The sequence below is a fragment of the Flavobacterium arsenatis genome, from assembly GCF_031456785.1.
Lineage (GTDB): Bacteria > Bacteroidota > Bacteroidia > Flavobacteriales > Flavobacteriaceae > Flavobacterium > Flavobacterium arsenatis.
The window spans coordinates 91,350-110,080 of record NZ_JAVDVI010000012.1 but is presented as its reverse complement, the minus strand read 5'-3'; the positions used below and the strand labels follow the sequence as shown (position 1 = coordinate 110,080).

Below are 18,731 nucleotides of genomic sequence, written 5' to 3'. Positions count from 1 at the left end.
CTATGATTACAATTGAAAAACTTAAAAAATTCAAAGAGTCAGAAGACAAAGTAGAATTTAAAAAAGGAGAAGGAGGAAATATTTCGTATGATGGTGGTGTGAAAACAAAACCTTCAGATAGAAGAAGATGTATTTTAGGTTATGTGACTGCTTTATGCAATGAATTAGGTGGTTATTTGGTTATAGGGATGACAGACAATTACCCTCACGAAGTAGTTGGAACCAGTCAAAATCTTAATACAATAGGAGAATTAGAAGCCAATATATATAGAGATACAGATATTCGTACTGAAATTATCGAGTTATTTGAAGACGATAAACGTGTTCTGGTTATTAAAGTTCCTCCACGACCTACAGGCAAAGTTTTCAAGTTTGAGGATGTTGCTTTGATGCGTGTTGGAGAAGAATTAAAACCAATGTCCGATGAAGTTTATCTTAAGATAATTAATGAACAAGAACCTGATTTTTCAAGCCAAATTTGTGAGGGTTTGCTTATTTCTGATTTGGATGAAAAGGCAATTTCTATTTTAAAGGACAAATATGCTTTAAAACAAAATAATCCTAATTTTAGAACACTTTCCAACGAACAATTATTATCGGATTTAGACCTTTCGAAACAAGGGAAGTTAACAAATGCATCATTAATTCTACTTGGCAAGAAAAAAGTCTTAAATGAGAAGTTACCTCAGGCATCGGTTATGATTGAGTACCGTAATTCCGAAAGCCAAATACCTTTTGATAACAGAATTGCATTTTCAGAACCTTTTTTCATTATGATAGAAGAACTTTGGAATACTATTAATTTAAGAAATGGTAGTTTTCCAATCCAAGATGGTGCTTACATTTTCAATATTCCTTTTTTCAATGAAGAAGTGATAAGAGAGTCTATCAATAATGCAATTACACATAGAGATTATAGAAAAACATCTGAAATAGTTGTTAAACAATTTCCTCAACGATTAGATATTATTAACGCTGGAGGATTTCCTTTAGGTGTCAATTTAGAAAATCTACTAAAAACACCTAGTACACCAAGAAATCGACTTTTGGCGGAAGTTCTACAAAAAACAGGAATTGTGGAACGTTCTGGACAAGGTGTCGATAAAATATTCTATAATACACTTATAGAAGGAAAGGCGGAGCCAGATTATTCAAAATCAGATTATTTTCAGGTAAATCTAAAATTATCAGCAGTTATAGAAGATAGAGCTTTTGCACTATTTATAGTTGCAGTCCAAGAAGATTTGCCAGAAACTGAAAAGCTCTCGGTTTTAGAGGTTATTACTCTAAATTTGATTAAAAGGGGAACAACTAAATATGAATTAGATTCCGAAATTGTATCTAAACTTTTAAACAAAAAGTTAATAGAGAAAAGAGGTAAGACAAACGCAATTTATTATATTCTATCAAAGGATTATTATGAATTCACAGATGAAAAGGCAAAATACTATAATTTACAAGAATTAGATGAGGGTCAGGTTTTTAATACAGTTTTTCAATTTTTATTAAAAGAAGGAAAAGCTAAAATGAAAGATTTTGTAGGTCTATTTGAAGATAAATTATCACGAAAACAAGTAAGAACAAGAATTGAAAAGTTTGTTTCAAATGGAACTATTGAACAACAAGGTGCTGTATATAAAATTAGTGAGGAATATATAAAAAAGATGGAAGTGTATGCTGAAGCTATTTCAAAAACCATTTCTGATTTAGAGAGCAAAAATGAAATGGCCAAAAAAAGGCCAAAAAAAGACCAGTAAATTGTTAAAAAACAGCCATTTTTGTTAATAAGTTTTTCCCGTCCCTTGATTGTCAAGGACTTTATGTAAAATGAAATGGCCAAAGAATGGCCAAAAAAGCACCTACATTTCTCCACATTCCGCAACATTTTCAAATAGCGTTCTAAATTAAATCATTCAAATTTGTCCAAAAAAATAAAACATATAGCCGTCATCCGACTTTCCGCAATGGGAGATGTCTCGATGACGGTTCCTGTTATCAGGGCTTTAGTAAAGCAATATCCTGATTTGAAAATCACCTTTATTTCACGTCCTTTTTTCAAGCCTTTTTTTGATGATATTCAAAACCTTGAATTTTTTGAATTTGATGCGAAAGAACGACACAAAGGTTTTTTAGGATTAATCCGATTGTTCGAGGATTTGCGAAAGCTTGATATTGATGCTTTTGCTGATTTGCATAACGTTTTGCGTTCTAAAGTCGTTCGGACGCTTTTTGCCTTGAGCGGAAAAAAAACAGCTTCGGTTGATAAAGGCAGAGCCGAAAAGAAAGCCTTGACAAGAGCTGAAAATAAGATTTTCAAACCCGTAACTTCAATGTTTGAACGCCATGTAAAGGTTTTTCAAGATTTGGGTTTCAATGTCGATTTATCGAATCCTTCTTTTCCATCCAAACAAAACATGGACACGGAAATCATTGATTTGATAGGAGAAAAAAACAAAAACTGGATCGGAATTGCACCTTTTGCTCAATATGAATCCAAGGTTTATCCACTAGACTTAATGCAACAAGTGATCGATTTATTGGCAGAAAAAACGAGTAATAAAATTTTCCTTTTTGGCGGTGGAAACAAGGAAATTCAAATTCTGAACCAATTTGCAGAAGGAAAAGAAAACGTAATTGTAATTGCCGGAAGAATCACTTTCAAGCAGGAGTTGCAACTAATTTCCAATCTGGATGTGATGCTTTCTATGGATTCTGGAAATGCCCATATTGCGGCAATGTTGGGGGTTAAAGTAATCACACTTTGGGGAGCGACACATCCGTATGCTGGATTTTTACCGTTCAATCAGCCTTTGGAAAATGCCTTAGTTTCGGATAGAAATCAATTCCCGAAACTCCCGACATCGGTTTACGGAAATAAAAAAGTCGAAGGTTATGAAGATGCGATGCGGAGTATTTTACCAAAGAAAATAGTGGTCAGTATTCAGTCTCAGTTGGCAGAATAATCAAAGCCAAATCTTATTGATCCTGCAAATTTCGTGGATATAACTTTTTAAATTCGAAATCGTTTCCTGATAATCTGGAGCTTCAAAACCGAAACGATCGTGCTCTTTCTGTTCTTTTTCAAGAGCATTGCAACCTTTCAAGACTTCCTTGATCATATCTAGTAGAATCAATTCCTTGCTGTTGTTTTTCTCGAATTTAAAATCGACCAAATCACTTTCCAAGCTTTCGCAATAGTCCAAAAGAGCCTCAACTTCCGGTTCATCCAGAAGAGCAGGATTGGTCTTGAAGAAATCGCGTGGTTTTTTCATTTTTTTTAGTCGCAGTTTACAGTCGCAGTTTACAGTACTAACTGAGACTGTAAACTGCGACTGACACTAATTAAACATCATCAAAATCTACATAAATTTCTGCAGAAGTTGGATGGGCTTGGCACGTTAGGATTAATCCTTGTGCAATTTCGTTATCGGTAAGAATGGAATTCTTCTTCATTTCGGCAGAACCAGTTGTGATTCTGGCTAAACAGCTGCTGCAAATGCCGCCTTGACAAGAATATGGAGCATCCAATCCTTGTTTTAAAGCCGCATCAAGCAAGGTTTGTTTTTGAGACATTTCGAAAGTTGTTTCCTCATCATCAACCAAAACCGTAATTTTCGTGTGACCTTCTAGCGATTCTGAAATCTTTTTCTCAGTAGCAGAAGATGTAAACAATTCGAATTTGATGTTTTTCTCTGGAACATTGTGTTCCTTTAAGACATCATTTACGGTGTTGATCATTTCTTCGGGACCACACAGGTAAAACTTGTCAAATTCTAGCGTTTTGTATTTGTTGTTCAAAACAAAATTCACAGTCGATCTTTCGATCCTTCCGAACAATTCGTTTTCAATTTTTGCCTGGCTGTAAACAAAATGCACAAACAATCTGCCTACAAATTGCAATTGCAAATCGTGAAGTTCTTGATGAAAAAGTGTGCTTTCCGGAGTTTTATTTCCATAAACCAATACAAAAGTACTTTTTGGCTCACTTTTTAAAACCGTTTTAATGATGGACATTATTGGGGTGATTCCACTTCCTGCAGCAAATGCGGCATAGTTTTTTTGTCGGTCGGAAACAGGTTCGAAGATGAAATTCCCTTCTGGATGGCCAACTTCCAATAAATCTCCAGCTTTTAGGATCTTATTGGCAAATTGAGAAAAAGCACCTTGATTAACCGATTTTATGGCAATTCTTAATTCATCGCTTTCTGGGGAAGAACAGATGGAATAGGCACGACGAAGCTCTTGTCCGTCAAGCGTAAGTTTTAAAGTTACATATTGTCCGGCCTTGAAAACATAGTTGGGTTTTAATTCGGCAGGCACATTAAAAAGGACGGAAACCGCATCTTTGGTTTCACGTTTCACCTCTTTTATATTTAATTTATAAAATGAAGACATTGTTTGATTTTTTGCAAAGATACTAAATGCGAAAGGTTTCTAAAAATGATAATTGTCAGATTTGCATACCTAAATTTGTTATGTATAAGAAACTTATGTATGTTTGCAATTCAAATTTTAAATTATGAAGAACTCACAACTGTATAAAGGAAGCCTCAATACCATTATAATGAAGCTTTTGGAAGAAAAAGGAAGGATGTATGGTTATGAAATTACCCAGAAAGTTAAGGAAATCACTTTGGGCGAATTGAACATTACCGAAGGAGCTTTATATCCGGCTTTGCACAAACTAGAAGCAGAAGGCTTGCTTGATGTTGAGGTTGAAAAAGTGGATAATCGAATGCGAAAATATTATAAGCTCACGGAAAAAGGAACGACAGAAACCGTGAATCGATTGGCGGAATTGGAAGAATTCATCAAGAACATGCAAAATATTGTGAATCCTAAATTGAGTTATTAAACATCAACCCCTAAAAACTATAAAAATGAATTTAAGAAAAATTATCATTGTTTTGGTCATGGCTTTCACCGCAGGTGCCTTTTTTGTATTACCAGAAAAATTTAATGTGCTGTTTGTATTGCTTTTTATCCCGATTTTAGCAATGGGAATAAAGCATTGGAATAAGGATTTTACAATCAATCCGAAAAAGTAAAAGTCTAAATCTAGGTATTGAAAAACAAACGTAATGAAGTTAACCCAAGAAAACATCGAAGAAATCAACACTGTTTTGATTAAGAATCATGTGCATTATATTGATTTGAGAATTGAAATAATTGACCATCTGTGTTCAGAATTGGAAAATTTTGAAGAACCTTTTGAGAGCGTCTTTCCAACTTTTTTTGAAAGCAAGAAAGAAATTGTTCAATCGATGAAGCAAAGCCATCTTAAAACTGAATCTACAAAAGGAATGAAAAGATTGATGCAAAACATATTTTCCAAACACTTTTTGCTTTTGTTTTTGGGAATCAATTTATTGGTTTTTGCCGGACAGCATTATTTTAGCAAGGAGTGGTTGTTGCATAATTTTGACATCATTCCCATTATTCTTCCGGCACCAATATCAGCCATTTTGTTGTATAATTTATTGGTTTCAAAAAACAAATCTACTGACCTGATCAGCTTAGTAGCAATTACAAATCTGTTTTTGATGAGCTATATAATGGGATCAATTTATCTGATAAGAAGTCTTGAAACATGGGTGTGGATGCCAATTCTAGCATTCTATATTTCATTAGCAATAGCCTATTATTATTTTTATTTTGAATCCCGGAAGCTTCATCAAAAAAGATATAAATTGTTGTGGAGTTAATGAAATAAAGATCCTTTAAGATATTTAATAGATAGATTTATATGCAGCTGAATAAAGAACAAATAGAATATATTGAAAATTATTACATCCAACGGTATGATATCAAATACTACGAGATTTATATGGAAATTTTAGACCATATGATTTTGAGTGTGGAAGCTATTTTGGATAGTGATAAAACCATTTCTTTTGAAAAAGCTGTTGATAGAGCAAAAATAGAAGGTTTTGGCAATGAGGGATATATTGGTATTATGGAAGAGAAAGTAAAACTTGCTCATAAAAAAATCAGAAATGAAAATTTCAAAATGATTAAGGATTATTTTACTTTTCCTAAAATTGTATTTACTTGTTTTATTGCAATTTCTTATTTTATTTTTTTGTCCTTTTTTGAGAATCCTAGCAAAGCAAATTATATCGCAATCATAATTGTGGGGTTTACAGGAATTAGCCAAATGCTGTATTCGTGGAAGTATCGTAAATGCAATAAGTTGTACGTTTTAAAAACAGACATATTGAATAGGGCCTATTTTTTATCATTTTTTGGAGTACAAATTACACAGGTATATGTAAGTTTTGGGAAAGAATATATTGATTTCAACCATATTTTTATGCGGTTGCTTATGACGTTTATATTTACATTTTCCGTACTTGCAGTTCTTGGTTATATTGAAATTAGAAAAAAAACCATTGTAGAACTCAAGCAACAAATTTTTATTTAAGGTGAAATTAAACGAACAACAAATCGAGCAATTGTACACTTTCACCCGCCAGCATTTTGTAGAATGGTATGATTTGCAATCGGAATTGGTGGATCATTTGGCCAATGCAATCGAAGCCGAATGGCACAAAAATCCAAAACTTACTTTCGAGGAAGCTTTGCACCTCAAAACAGCCTGCCTTTTTCTACAACATCCATAAACTCGAAAACACCAAACTTCTTGAAATTCATCCCGAATGGTTTTTATTGAGATTGTTGATTGCCTTGGTTTTACTTGAATACATCGCGCTTTTTTTAGTTCCTTCCAGAACTGAAGAATATCTTCACGCAACCTATCCGGAATATTGCATCTTTAAATAAGTTCTAAACAAAATGGTTTTATATGAAGTAATTGTATAAAATCATGCACAATTTTTCATAAAAATTTTAAATCAATTGTGTTATTATCATTATTTTTTGATTTTATAAAGATTAATTCGATAAAAACAGCCACATATCGATAAAAATCTAAAAAAAAACCAAAAAAAACCATAAAGTTGGGTTTTGCGATAAAAATATATGCTACATTCGCTTTTATTAATCAATTTTATATTTTTCTATGAAAAAAAGTACTTTATTTCACTTAGGAAGCAAGTTGCAAAATAAAAACAGGTTATGCCTGTTGTTCTTGTTTTGTACCTACTTGTTTACGGGGTTGGAAGCAAGGGCTCAAGCTTCATCTTATATGTTTACCTCAACCACGGGTACATATGAAGAAACTAGTGCCTCTGCTACAGCATTGCCTACATTGCTGGCTGATACTGCAATTAGTGGCGTATTAGACATTGGATTTGACTTTGTTTATGAGGGTAATACTTATACTCAATTTAGAGCTTCATCTAACGGTTTTATTAGTTTTAATACAGCTGCCGGATCATTAACAACTAATGATTTTTCTACCGCAAATGCTACTTCAAGACCAATTATAGCTCCTTTATGGGATGATTTGGACGGAAGAGCAACAGGTGGATCTGTTGCGGCTTATGAAGTTACAGGAACCTCTCCGAATCAGGTTTTAACCGTAGAGTGGAGAAACTGGGAATGGAACTATAACAGTGCTAATCCTGTTATCAGCTTTCAAGTAAAGTTTTATGAAACAACCAACGTAATTGAGTTTGCCTACAGACAAGAGTCTGGAAATGTGAACGCTGGAAGTGCCTCTATAGGAATTGGAAGCGCAACTGGTTCTGGAGCGGGAAGCTATTTGAACATTACAAATATTAATGATCTTACGGTTAGTAGTACAACAAGTACAACAACTATTTCAACCAAGCCTTTAACAGATCAAATATTTACATTTACACCACCAACTTGCTTGGCTCCAACACAGCTGAATGCTCAAAATTTAACACCGGATTCAGCCGAATTATTATGGACAAGCGAAGGAAACCTATTTGATTTAGAATGGGGATCAGTAGGTTTTGTTCCAGAAGGAGGCGAAGGTAACCAAGAATATGGATTAACTACAACTACAATATCGTTAGAAGGATTGACTCAATCAACAAGTTACCACTATTATGTGCGTCAGGACTGCGGAAATGGTGATTTAAGTAATTGGGCAGGGCCTTTTTTATTTAATACAACACAGATTACGGCAACTTTGCCTTACACTGAAGATTTCGAAGGCATAAGTGGTTGGGAATTTGTAAATGGAACTCAAGCAAACAAATGGATTGTAGGAACAGCCGCTCACTCTGGAGCTGAAAATGCAATGTATATTTCAAATGATGCCAATTCAAGTTATGCTTATACCATATCAGGAACACAAGCTTCACACGCTTTTAGAAATATAGAACTTCCATCAGGAACAGAATCTATAGATCTTTCTTTTGATTGGAAAGCCAAGGGTGAAGGGTTTACAGGTACTTTTTATGACTATATTACAGTATGGGTCGTGCCTGTTTCTTTTAATCCAGTAGCAGGAACTGCAATAACAGCTGCAGCCAATAGAATTCAAGTAGGAGGAAGACTAAACAATGTTGAACAATTTATGACAGCAAACCACGTAGTTAATGTGGAAGCATTTGCTAATGATGGTACAGCCCGTTTAGTTTTTGAATGGAGAAATGATTCAGGAGGAGGAACACAACCTCCAGGAGCCATAGACAATGTAAGTGTTAGTGTTACAACATGTACTCCGCCAACTGCTCTTGCCGTTAGCGATTTAGGGACAGATACAGCAACTTTGTCTTGGACCAGCGATGGAGCTCTTTTTGATGTTGCATGGGGAGCGGTAGGATTCACACCCGAAGAGGATCAAGAAGGATTAACTCAAAATGTAACAGTGCCACACACTCTAGAAAATTTGACTTCAGCTACAACCTACCAATACTACGTTCGTCAGGATTGTGGTGGTGATACAAGTATCTGGGTAGGACCTTTTACATTTACAACTTTACAGGTTGTCGCAACTTTGCCATATAGTATAGATTTCGAGACAGAACCAAACCATTGGACTTTGTCAAACGGAAATCAAACAAACAAGTGGGTTCTAGGAAGTGCACCTCACGACGGTGCTGAAAATGCATTATATATTTCTAACGACAATGGCGTTACAAATGCATATTCCCATACAACATCTGTAGTGCATGCCTTTAGAGAATTAGAAATTCCGGACGGTACTACAAACGTTGATTTATCCTTTGATTGGCGTGGTGTAGCAGAAACATGTTGTGATTATATTAGAGTTTGGGTAACTCCAATCACGTTTATGCCAACAGCCGGAACACAAATCGTTGCCGCAAACGGAAGAAAGCAAATAGGGGGTAACTTTAATGCATCAAACACTTTTAATACCTACAATGTAGTAACTGATTTGTCTGAGTATGCTGGTCAAACAGTACGTTTGGTGTTTGAGTGGAGAAATGATGGAGGTGGAGGAACACAACCTCCAGGAGCCATAGACAATGTAAGTGTTAGTGTTACAACATGTACTCCGCCAACTGCTCTTGCCGTTAGCGATTTAGGGACAGATACAGCAACTTTGTCTTGGACCAGCGATGGAGCTCTTTTTGATGTTGCATGGGGAGCGGTAGGATTCACACCCGAAGAGGATCAAGAAGGATTAACTCAAAATGTAACAGTGCCACACACCCTAGAAAATTTGACTTCAGCTACAACCTACCAATACTACGTTCGTCAGGATTGTGGTGGTGATACAAGTATCTGGGTAGGACCTTTTACATTTACAACTTTACAGGTTGTCGCAACCTTGCCATATAGTATAGATTTCGAGACAGAACCAAACCATTGGACTTTGTCAAACGGAAATCAAACAAACAAGTGGGTTCTAGGAAGCGCACCTCACGACGGTGCTGAAAATGCATTATATATTTCTAACGACAATGGCGTTACAAATGCATATTCCCATACAACATCTGTAGTGCATGCCTTTAGAGAATTAGAAATTCCAGACGGTACTACAAACGTTGATTTATCCTTTGATTGGCGTGGTGTAGCAGAAACATGTTGTGATTATATTAGAGTTTGGGTAACTCCAATCACGTTTATGCCATCAGCAGGAACACAAATAATCGCTGCAAACGGAACACAAATCGGTGGTAATTTTAACGCATCAAACACTTTCAACACCTATAATAACGCAGTTAACTTGTCAGCCTATGCAGGACAGACTGTACGATTGGTGTTTGAGTGGAGAAATGATGGAGGAGGAGGAACACAACCTCCAGGAGCCATAGACAATGTAAGTATGAGTGTTACAAGTTGTTCACCTGTGACAGGTCTTGACGCGGACGATATAACTGCTAATTCTGCTGAATTATCTTGGACAAGCGACGGAAACCTTTTCGATATAGAATATGGTCCGAGTGGGTTTACATTAGGAACAGGTACTTTAATTGAAGGTGTTGCCAACTCTTATGTTTTAGAGAACTTAAACCCTAGTACTAATTATCAGTATTATGTTCGTCAAGATTGTGGTGATGAAGATGTTAGTATATGGTCACAAGCTTTTGCATTCAAAACAACTCAGATTTTGGCAATCTTGCCTTATAATGAAGATTTTGAAGATGATGACCACAGCTGGGAATTTAATAATGCTACCAATGTAAATAAATGGTATGTTGGTGATGCTGTAAATAATGGTGGTGAAAGATCAATGTACATCTCTAATGACAATGGTGCTACAAACGCTTATACAATTACAACCAGTTCGGTAGCACATGCTTTTAAAGACGTACAGATTCCAGATAATGCTCAAAACATAGCTTTGTCATTTGATTGGAGATGTGCAGGAGAAGGTTTCGGACCTAATTACTATGATTATCTTAGAGTTTGGGTAGTTCCTTCAACATTTACACCTGTAAACGGAACCCAAATCACAGCAGGAAGCGGTCGTGTGCAAGTTGGAGGATACTTCAATGGTTCTACTTCTTTCGTGCAAGCAAATTTCACAATTGATGCTTCAGCCTATGCAGGTCAAGTAGTAAGATTGGTTTTTGAGTCTAGAAATGATGGTAGTGGTGGGGTTCAACCACCAGCAGCAATTGATAATGTTACAATCATTGAAGCAAATTGCTTGCAACCAACAGCATTAACTGCCCAAGAAATAACAGCTACTTCGGCTCAGCTTTCTTGGACTAGCGAAGGAACATCATTTGATGTAGAGTGGGGAGTTCAAGGATTCGTCTTAGGAACAGGAACTATGGAAACAGCGGTATCAAACCCACATTCTTTAGATCAATTGAATGATGCAGTTGCCTACCAATTCTATGTTCGTCAAAATTGTGGTGATGATGCAAGTATTTGGGCAGGTCCTTTCTCTTTCATGACTCCACAAATCGCAACAAGTTTGCCGTATTCTGAAGACTTTGAAACAAGCGAACACGGATGGTCGTTGCAAAACGGAAATCAAATCAATAAATGGTATGTTGGAGATGCAGTGGATGGTATGAATACACTTTTCATATCGAACGACTCAGGAGTGACTAATGCTTATGCAACAGGATCAACCTCTTTGACACATGCTTACAGATCGATTGAGATTCCTGCAGGAACAGAAGAGTTAATAGTTTCATTTGATTGGAGAGCTGTTGGTGATGGTAGCGATTATTTAAGAGCTTGGATAGTGCCTCAATCCTATGTAATTGTTCCTGGAACAGCGATTCCCGCTACAGGAAATATAGCTTTAGGAGGAATAAAGAACTTGTCAGCAGATTTTACCACTGCGGAGCACACTGTAAACGTTAGTGCTTTGGCGGGTCAAACAGCACGTTTAGTATTTGAGTGGAGAAATGATTTTTCGGGAGGAGTACAGACTCCAGCATCCATTGATAATGTAAATATCGAATTAGGAGAACTTGGAGTAAACAATCCGCAACAAGAATTGTTCACATATTATCCAAACCCTGTTTCTGATGTTTTGAATTTCTCACATAATACTTCAATTACAGATGTAACTGTATTTAATGTTCTAGGACAACAAGTGATTGTTAAAGCTATAAACGCCACATCAGGTCAAATTGATATGTCAAATTTAGCTTCTGGAAACTATATAGTTAGGGTTCAAACAGAAGGTTCAACGAAAACAATAAAAGTCGTTAAGCAATAATTCAACCTATATTATTCTAAATAAGAATCGCCTAAAATTAATTTTTTAGGCGATTTTTTTATAAATAAATCTGAAATAATTTGTAACAAAAGGCAAAAACTTCCTACTTACATTCAAAACCAAATAACCAAAAACTATGTTCAAAAAATTTATAATGCTCGAATGGAAAGCCTTTTTCAGGTCGGCTTCGTTCGCAAAAAATTTAGCCCTAAAAATTTTGATGATTCTTGGAGCAATTTACTTTGCTGTTATGTTTGTCGGATTGGGTTTTTTAGCTTTTTATGGATTGAAGGATAATTTTCCCGATCCATTGTATGTCATCAACAAATACCTAATCTATTATTTCGTAATGGATTTAGTAATTAGGCTTTTATTGCAAAAGATTCCGGTAATGAATATCCGACCATTATTGACTTTTCCAATCAAATCCTCAACCATCGTCAATTTTTCATTAGGCAAAACCTACCTCTCTTTTTTTAATATTGTTCACGGATTTTTATTCGTTCCTTTTTCAATCATTTTATTGGTTGAAGGTTATGATGTTATGAGTGTTCTACTTTGGCATTTGTCAATAACAGCATTGCTTTTCATCAATAATTTCCTGAATATTTTATTGAACAACAAGGACAATCTTTTCATAATTGGTTTTGTAATATTGGCAGCTTTTGGACTTTCTCAATATTACCAACTTTTTGATGTAACACAATACACCGTTCATTTCTTCGACGCATTGTTCCATACCAAATGGATGTTTCTGATTCCAATTTTGGTTTTAGTCGGACTGTATTACATCACCTTTAATTTCTTCAAAAGTAATTTGTATTTGGATGCAGGACTTGCCTCAAAACACGATATTGCTAAAACAGAAAATCTAACTTGGCTGAACCAATTTGGAGTTTTAGGAACGTTCTTAAAAAACGACATCAAATTAATAAAAAGAAACAAGCGTTCAAAAACTACAGTTATCATGAGCGTGATGTTCTTGTTTTATGGTTTGCTGTTCTTTAGCAATGCAATTGAAGGCTATGACAATCCAGTGATGCACATGTTTGGCGGAGTCTTTGTTTCGGGCGGATTTTTAATCACTTTCGGACAATTTGTTCCAAGCTGGGACAGTGCCTATTATCCCTTAATGATGACACAAAACATTTCCTATATAAATTATTTAAGCTCAAAATGGTGGCTGATGGTTATTGCAACAGGAGTTACAACCGTTCTGGCTTCGTTCTATCTTTATTTCGGATTGCACGGCTATTTAATGATTGTTGTGGGGGCTATTTACAACATCGGAGTCAACTCACATCTTGTACTTCTTGGCGGAGCCTACACCAAAACACCAATCGATTTGGCTTCAAGCAAAGGTGCTTTTGGCGATAAAAAAGCCTATAATGTCAAAACGTTATTGATTTCCCTGCCCCAGTTATTATTACCCATGGCACTTTATTCCGCCGGGCATTATCTAATCAGTCCAAATGCAGGATTGGCTTTTGTTGCACTTGCCGGAATTCTCGGATTTGCTTTCAAAGACAAGGCTTTCACTTTGATTGAAAGAATATACAAATCAGAGAAATACGCCACTTTGGAATCCTACAAACAAAAATCAGCATAAACCACAAACAAAATATCTTCAAAAATGATACAAGTAAACAACCTTTCAAAATCATATAACGGAACAACCGTACTAAAAATAGATCATCTGGAAATCAAAAAAGGCGAAAGCTTCGGACTTGTTGGAAACAACGGAGCCGGAAAAACCACTTTCTTCAGCCTTTTATTAGATTTGATTCAGCCAACTTCGGGAAAAATCAACAACAACAATGTCATCGTAAGCGAAAGTGAAAACTGGAAATCGTTCACAGCCTCTTTCCTTGACGAGAGTTTTCTTATCGGATACCTTACACCCGAAGAATATTTCTATTTCATCGGAGATTTACGCGGTCAAAACAAAGCCGATGTTGATGCCTTGTTGAAAAAACACGAGGAATTCTTCAACGGAGAAATATTGAACAGCAAAAAATACATCCGCGATTTCTCAAAAGGGAACCAGAAAAAAGTCGGGATCATCGCCACTTTAATCGGTAATCCAGAAGTAGTAATCCTCGATGAGCCTTTTGCAAATCTAGACCCAACAACACAGTTCCGCCTGAAAAAAATCATCAAGGATTTGGCCGATAATCCAGACGTTACTGTTTTGGTTTCCAGCCACGATTTGCTTCACACCGTTGAGGTTTCAAACCGAATTGTAGCACTTCACAAAGGCGAAATCGTAAAGGACATTCAAACTTCGGCCGAAACTTTAAGAGAACTCGAAGCCTTTTTCGCAGTTTAAAATTATAATAATGGCGTGACCCCGAAAGAAAAATTCGGGGTCGGGCTATCCGCTTCAACTCCTCACCAAAAACAAATTGTTTCTAAGGCCTGAAAAGAGCTTCCGTTGGTCGCTTTTTCAGTCCAAGAAACAATTTTGTTTTTGGCTCCGGGGTTTCCGCTACTATCCCTCACGCAAGCAACACACTACAATCCAAGAACCATCAAAACAAAAAAACAGCCTTTTTTTTCCACATATCAAAAAGAAACGTATTTTTACCAGTCATTATACTAAAATTGCCTTTTAAAAGTTTAATGATAGGAGCATCACTTTAACCGTGGTTGGAAAATCATTTATAGTATGCCGAATAAGACAGGACCGATGTAAAATGTAGAGTTACAACATGAATAAAAATGCTTTGAAATTGAAAACCAGCCTACTAAAATATTTTTCCCTAATAGTATTTATTGTTCTGATGATTGCCTGTTCTACCAAAAAGGACAAGTGGGTCAATAGAGAATTCCAAGCCCTGAACACCAAATACAACGTGCTCTATCACGGAAACGTTGCTCTGGAAAAAGGAGTCGAAGAGTTGAAACTGCAATACAAGGACAATTTTTGGGAACGTCTTCCTATAGAGAGAATGACCGTTTCCAAGGAAAATCGAATGCCTGGAGATGCAAAAAAGAATGCCAATTTTGAACGAGCCGAAGAAAAAGCAACCAAGGCCATCCAAAAACGCTCGATGAATATTGAAGGAAAAGAACGAAATCCGCAAATGGATGAAGCTCATTTGCTTTTAGGAAAAGCACGTTATTATGACCAACGTTTCGTCCCAGCCCTGGAAGCCTTCAACTACGTTTTATACAAATACCCAGAAAGCGACAAGATTTATGAAGTGAAGATCTGGCGTGAAAAAACCAATATGCGAATGGAAAACGACGCATTGGCGGTAACCAACCTCAGAAGATTATTAAAAGAAATAAAATTCAAAGACCAGATTTTTGCCGATGCAAATGCAACTCTGGCTCAAGCGTTCCTGAATCTCCAAGAAAAAGACAGTGCGGTTGCAAAATTGCGATTGGCAACAAAATTCACAAAATCGGATGAGGAAAAGGCAAGATACCGCTTTATACTCGGGCAGGTTTTTGATGATCTGGGTCAAAAGGACAGCTCGTTCGTGGCCTATCAGTCAGTTATTGACATGAAAAGAAAATCGCCAAGACGCTATGTGATTCAGGCACATATACAACAGGCCAAACAATTCAATTACAAAACAGGCGATACTTTGGCCTTTGTAGAAAAATATAAGGAATTACTGGAAGACCGCGAAAACCGACCTTATCTGGACTTCATCAACCACCAAGTAGCCCTGTTTTATGACGGTCAGAACAATGACAATCAAGCCAAGAAATACTACAATGCCTCGCTAAAATTGAAATCAGAAGACCAATATCTTGGAGCTTCCAATTACAGGAATCTTGCCGATATTTATTTCGATAATGCAAAATATCCAACAGCCGGAAAATACTATGACAGTACGTTGGTAAAATTAGATCCAAGAACCCGCGAACATAAATTCATCAAAAAGAAAAGAGAAAATCTTGAAGATGTAATTAAATACGAGGCAATTGCACAAAAAAACGACAGCATACTGAATTTGGTTGCTTTATCTGAGAACGGAAGAAGACAGTATTTTGAGGATTATATCGCAAAACTCAAAATTGCCGATGAAAAAGCAACTGCCGAAGAGAAAAAGCGTCAGGAAATAGCCGAAAGATTAGGCAATTCTAGCGGAAATAATGTTGCTCCACGCGATTCAAAGAACAGTAATAATCCGGGTAACAAGGAAGAATCGCGATCTCCGATAGCTCCACCAGATCAAAATTTAGGACCAAGACCAACAAACGCTTCAGCAACATTTTACTTTTACAATCCAACAACCGTTGCTTACGGAAAAAATGAATTCCGAAAAAAATGGGGGCAAAGAGCCTTGCAGGACAATTGGAGATTATCTGCAGGACAATCCAAAACCGTTGAAGAAGTTGAAGACGAAGAAGCTGTGGCAGATAATAAGGATCCAAATCAAAAGGAAACCGAAAAAGCAATTGAACCAAAATATACACCTGAATTTTATATAAGCCAGCTTCCAAAAGAACAAAAAGAAATAGACGAACTCGTTAAGGACAGGAATTTTGCCTACTATCAATTAGGACTTATTTACAAGGAAAAATTCAAGGAATATCAATTGGCCGCCAATAAGTTGGAGCAATTGCTGAAAAACAATCCAGAGGAACGATTGGTGCTTCCTTCGATGTATCATTTATATAAAATATATGAAATCATCGATAAGAGTAAGGCACTTGCAATGAAAGATCAGATCATTTCGAAATATCCAGAATCAAGATATGCCCAAATCCTGAACAGCAGTAATCCGTCTGAAACGGCGTTGAGCCAATCTCCAGAAGTTATATATAAAAATTTATATGCCAAATATGAACAAGGCGATTTGTTTACCGTTTTAGAAGAATCAGAAGCATTGATAGATCAGTTTACAGGAGAAGAAATTGTTTCGAAATTTGAATTATTGAAAGCCCACACGGTTGGAAAACTCAAGGGACTTGAAGAATATAAAAAGGCCTTGAATTTTGTAGCTCTAAATTACCCGAACAGTTCAGAAGGTAAAGATGCGGAACAGCTATTGGCGAAAAGCATTCCGTATTTGGAGAAATTGAGGTTTGATGGCGAACCTGCCAAAAACTGGAACATCATCTATAAAATTACAAATATCGATGACCCAAAAACCAAGGTTTTGATAGATAAAATCAAGAAATTCACCGCTGAAAGAACTGCTCAAAAACTGACCTATTCTGTAGATATTTATACCATGGACGAAAAATTTCTTGTAATTCACGGAATACCATCAGAGATTAATGCGAATGATATCAATACGATTTTAAAAGACTATAAAGATTATAAAATCACAGAACCGTCAATTGTGATTTCGAGCGAGAACTACAAGATTGTTCAGATAAAGAAAAATTTAGAAGAATATTTGAAACCAAGGCCAAAAATAGAACCAGCTCCTGCAACTCCCGAACCAGTTGTGCCAGTTGAAGAAGAAAAACCAAATAACAAGGACAAGGCAAAGGAAAGAGCAAAAGCAAGGGAAAGACAAAAAGAAGAACAAGGTTCAATGAGGCCACCTTCTTCTGAAGATGAAAATGAGGACGATAAGACAAAGCAAAAGGAAGAAAACAAAAGACCTTCGCAATTGAAGAATCAATCGCAACCGAAACAGACACCTTATTTACAACCTAGTTCAAAACCTCAAGAAGAAACAAAAAAGCCATAAAAAATGTTTGAGAAAAGCCCAAAATCTTACACAGACCTTTTAGGAAAAACCAATAGAATTGTTGAAGGAACGCTCATTAAAGGCGACATTATTTCACAGGCCGATTTCCGTTTGGATGGAGAGCTTGTTGGGAATTTTTCTTCAAAAGGAAAAATAGTAATCGGTCCGGCAGGAAGTGTCATCGGCGATATTATCTGCAAGAATGCCGACATCGAAGGTAAATTCGATGGAAAAATAGAGGTTAAAGAGATTCTAAACGTAAAATCAAAAGCCAGTATTCACGGAGAAGTAATCTGCGGGAAACTATCGGTAGAACCAGGAGCCGATTTCAGTGCATCTTGTTTTATGAAACCCATTATCAAAAACACAAAACCAAACGATGGAGAACAAGGAGGACAATAAATCAAAAAAATGGCTGACCTTTATAAATATTCCCATCCAAATGGGGGTGATTATATTTGCATTTTCCTATCTCGGAATTTGGTTGGATGAAAAATACACCAACTCATCCGTTTTTACAATCGTATTATCCTTGTTGTCTGTTTTCATAGCACTTTACAATGTGATAAGGCAGGTCAAGAACTTAAACAAAGAATAATGTCTCCATTTTTAAATTTTTTAAAATACCTCGTTCCTTTTTCAATCGTGCTTTTCCTTGGACAGCATTTCATGGTTTCAACTCTTTTTGCCAGCATTCCTTTTTTCTATTCTACTTGGAGTATTTATGTATTCCATATCATCATAACAATCCTTTCCTATCTGTTTTTACTTTTTGTAAACAAAAATTTTTCAGATTATACAGGCTATACCTTTATGGGAATTAGTATAATTAAGATGATGGCATCAGTGGTTTTTTTAATTCCGTTGTTGCAATCCGACACAATTGACCGTATTCCGGATGTTGGAGCCTTTTTTATACCCTATTTTTTATTTTTGTTTTTTGAGACAATTTTTGCAATTCGTTTAATAAACAAGAAGTAAAGCATAGCATTATTACGAATTTGTACAATCAAAGGCTTATTTTCTAAAAATTAATT

16 protein-coding genes are annotated in these 18,731 nt (G+C 36.0%); 14 read left to right on the top strand and 2 right to left on the bottom strand.

The window, feature by feature from the left end; genetic code table 11:
• Positions 1 to 2 precede the first annotated feature (2 nt).
• Positions 3 to 1,757 carry an ATP-binding protein gene (locus tag J2X31_RS13465; RefSeq protein ID WP_310027336.1) on the top strand — a complete coding sequence of 585 codons (1,755 nt, stop codon included), beginning with the start codon at positions 3 to 5 and terminating at the stop codon, positions 1,755 to 1,757.
• 207 nt (positions 1,758 to 1,964) lie between these two features.
• On the top strand, positions 1,965 to 2,963 hold the full coding sequence (locus J2X31_RS13460) for a glycosyltransferase family 9 protein (RefSeq protein ID WP_310027378.1): 999 nt from the start codon (positions 1,965 to 1,967) through the stop codon (positions 2,961 to 2,963).
• On the opposite strand, the gene J2X31_RS13455 is transcribed toward J2X31_RS13460, so the two are convergent.
• Positions 2,964 to 3,272 (bottom strand): hypothetical protein, encoded by a 309-nt coding sequence (locus J2X31_RS13455; RefSeq protein ID WP_310027335.1) that lies wholly within the window; start codon positions 3,270 to 3,272, stop codon positions 2,964 to 2,966.
• Positions 3,273 to 3,342: 70 nt separating this feature from the next.
• A complete protein-coding gene (locus J2X31_RS13450; RefSeq protein ID WP_310027334.1) occupies positions 3,343 to 4,395 on the bottom strand; it encodes a 2Fe-2S iron-sulfur cluster-binding protein in 1,053 nt (350 codons plus the stop codon).
• A gap of 124 nt (positions 4,396 to 4,519) precedes the next feature.
• Here J2X31_RS13450 and J2X31_RS13445 point away from each other — a divergent pair, with 124 nt between their 5' ends.
• The 12 genes from J2X31_RS13445 (at position 4,520) to J2X31_RS13390 (ending at position 18,675) form a co-directional block, all read left to right on the top strand.
• Entirely contained in the window at positions 4,520 to 4,855 is a 336-nt protein-coding gene (locus tag J2X31_RS13445) for a PadR family transcriptional regulator (protein WP_310027333.1), read from the top strand.
• A 25-nt stretch (positions 4,856 to 4,880) separates the two neighbouring features.
• Positions 4,881 to 5,048 (top strand): hypothetical protein, encoded by a 168-nt coding sequence (locus tag J2X31_RS13440; RefSeq protein ID WP_310027332.1) that lies wholly within the window; start codon positions 4,881 to 4,883, stop codon positions 5,046 to 5,048.
• Positions 5,049 to 5,081: 33 nt separating this feature from the next.
• On the top strand, positions 5,082 to 5,705 hold the full coding sequence (locus J2X31_RS13435; RefSeq protein ID WP_310027331.1) for a hypothetical protein: 624 nt from the start codon (positions 5,082 to 5,084) through the stop codon (positions 5,703 to 5,705).
• Between the two features lie 122 nt (positions 5,706 to 5,827).
• Positions 5,828 to 6,424: a hypothetical protein gene (locus tag J2X31_RS13430; RefSeq protein WP_310027330.1), complete on the top strand. Its 597-nt coding sequence runs from the start codon at positions 5,828 to 5,830 to the stop codon at positions 6,422 to 6,424.
• Between the two features lies 1 nt (position 6,425).
• Complete coding sequence (locus tag J2X31_RS13425) at positions 6,426 to 6,623, top strand: hypothetical protein (RefSeq protein ID WP_310027329.1); 198 nt, start codon at positions 6,426 to 6,428, stop codon at positions 6,621 to 6,623.
• Positions 6,624 to 7,021: 398 nt separating this feature from the next.
• Positions 7,022 to 12,031 (top strand): NIDO-like domain-containing protein, encoded by a 5,010-nt coding sequence (locus J2X31_RS13420; RefSeq protein WP_310027328.1) that lies wholly within the window; start codon positions 7,022 to 7,024, stop codon positions 12,029 to 12,031.
• 136 nt (positions 12,032 to 12,167) lie between these two features.
• Positions 12,168 to 13,640, top strand: a complete 1,473-nt coding sequence (locus J2X31_RS13415; RefSeq protein WP_310027327.1) for a DUF5687 family protein — start codon at positions 12,168 to 12,170, stop codon at positions 13,638 to 13,640.
• Between the two features lie 24 nt (positions 13,641 to 13,664).
• Positions 13,665 to 14,360: an ABC transporter ATP-binding protein gene (locus tag J2X31_RS13410; protein WP_310027326.1), complete on the top strand. Its 696-nt coding sequence runs from the start codon at positions 13,665 to 13,667 to the stop codon at positions 14,358 to 14,360.
• Positions 14,361 to 14,763: 403 nt separating this feature from the next.
• Complete coding sequence (porW, locus tag J2X31_RS13405) at positions 14,764 to 17,694, top strand: type IX secretion system periplasmic lipoprotein PorW/SprE (protein ID WP_310027325.1); 2,931 nt, start codon at positions 14,764 to 14,766, stop codon at positions 17,692 to 17,694.
• A gap of 3 nt (positions 17,695 to 17,697) precedes the next feature.
• Positions 17,698 to 18,096 carry a bactofilin family protein gene (locus J2X31_RS13400; RefSeq protein ID WP_310027324.1) on the top strand — a complete coding sequence of 133 codons (399 nt, stop codon included), beginning with the start codon at positions 17,698 to 17,700 and terminating at the stop codon, positions 18,094 to 18,096.
• Positions 18,074 to 18,292: an AtpZ/AtpI family protein gene (locus J2X31_RS13395; RefSeq protein ID WP_310027323.1), complete on the top strand. Its 219-nt coding sequence runs from the start codon at positions 18,074 to 18,076 to the stop codon at positions 18,290 to 18,292. Before J2X31_RS13400 ends, J2X31_RS13395 begins: the two co-directional genes overlap by 23 nt.
• The gene (locus tag J2X31_RS13390; protein ID WP_310027322.1) at positions 18,292 to 18,675 is read left to right on the top strand and encodes a hypothetical protein; all 384 of its coding nucleotides are present in this window, start codon (positions 18,292 to 18,294) and stop codon (positions 18,673 to 18,675) included. Before J2X31_RS13395 ends, J2X31_RS13390 begins: the two co-directional genes overlap by 1 nt.
• Positions 18,676 to 18,731: the final 56 nt, after the last annotated feature.

Coding starts and splice junctions, on each gene's coding strand:
- J2X31_RS13465 (WP_310027336.1), top strand. CDS start 3: ATGATTACAATTGAAAAACTTAAAAAATTCAAAGAGTCAGAAGACAAA.
- J2X31_RS13460 (WP_310027378.1), top strand. CDS start 1,965: ATGGGAGATGTCTCGATGACGGTTCCTGTTATCAGGGCTTTAGTAAAG.
- J2X31_RS13455 (WP_310027335.1), bottom strand. CDS start 3,272: ATGAAAAAACCACGCGATTTCTTCAAGACCAATCCTGCTCTTCTGGAT.
- J2X31_RS13450 (WP_310027334.1), bottom strand. CDS start 4,395: ATGTCTTCATTTTATAAATTAAATATAAAAGAGGTGAAACGTGAAACC.
- J2X31_RS13445 (WP_310027333.1), top strand. CDS start 4,520: ATGAAGAACTCACAACTGTATAAAGGAAGCCTCAATACCATTATAATG.
- J2X31_RS13440 (WP_310027332.1), top strand. CDS start 4,881: ATGAATTTAAGAAAAATTATCATTGTTTTGGTCATGGCTTTCACCGCA.
- J2X31_RS13435 (WP_310027331.1), top strand. CDS start 5,082: ATGAAGTTAACCCAAGAAAACATCGAAGAAATCAACACTGTTTTGATT.
- J2X31_RS13430 (WP_310027330.1), top strand. CDS start 5,828: ATGGAAATTTTAGACCATATGATTTTGAGTGTGGAAGCTATTTTGGAT.
- J2X31_RS13420 (WP_310027328.1), top strand. CDS start 7,022: ATGAAAAAAAGTACTTTATTTCACTTAGGAAGCAAGTTGCAAAATAAA.
- J2X31_RS13415 (WP_310027327.1), top strand. CDS start 12,168: ATGTTCAAAAAATTTATAATGCTCGAATGGAAAGCCTTTTTCAGGTCG.
- J2X31_RS13410 (WP_310027326.1), top strand. CDS start 13,665: ATGATACAAGTAAACAACCTTTCAAAATCATATAACGGAACAACCGTA.
- J2X31_RS13400 (WP_310027324.1), top strand. CDS start 17,698: ATGTTTGAGAAAAGCCCAAAATCTTACACAGACCTTTTAGGAAAAACC.
- J2X31_RS13395 (WP_310027323.1), top strand. CDS start 18,074: ATGGAGAACAAGGAGGACAATAAATCAAAAAAATGGCTGACCTTTATA.
- J2X31_RS13390 (WP_310027322.1), top strand. CDS start 18,292: ATGTCTCCATTTTTAAATTTTTTAAAATACCTCGTTCCTTTTTCAATC.